Source organism: Nocardia cyriacigeorgica (assembly GCF_010858045.1).
Lineage (GTDB): Bacteria > Actinomycetota > Actinomycetes > Mycobacteriales > Mycobacteriaceae > Nocardia > Nocardia cyriacigeorgica_E.
The window spans coordinates 1-273 of record NZ_JAAGVC010000429.1; the positions used below are offsets into that span (position 1 = coordinate 1).

General features: G+C 71.1%; 1 pseudogene. It reads left to right on the forward strand.

Features of this window, described 5'->3' with window-relative positions:
- Positions 1 to 273 (forward strand): annotated as a pseudogene (locus GV790_RS30320) (FGGY-family carbohydrate kinase); the annotation flags it as partial.

The following is a 273-nucleotide window of genomic DNA, read 5'->3' on the forward strand; positions in this document are numbered from 1 at the left end:
CTGTTGATGCAACAGATCAGCGACGCCCTCGGCGTCCCGGTGGAACGCCCACTGTTCGCCGAAACGGTGTCCCTCGGCGCCGCCTACGCCGCGGGGCTCGCGGTCGGGTTGTGGCCGGATATGGAAGGGCTGCGCCGCAATCGCCACACCGCCGCCCGGTGGCTCCCCGCGCTGACCGCCGCCGATCGGGACCGAGAATACCGGCATTGGAGCCGGGCGGCGGCTCTCAGCTACCACTGGACCACGGAAACCGGCTCGGCCCCAGGCGATGAG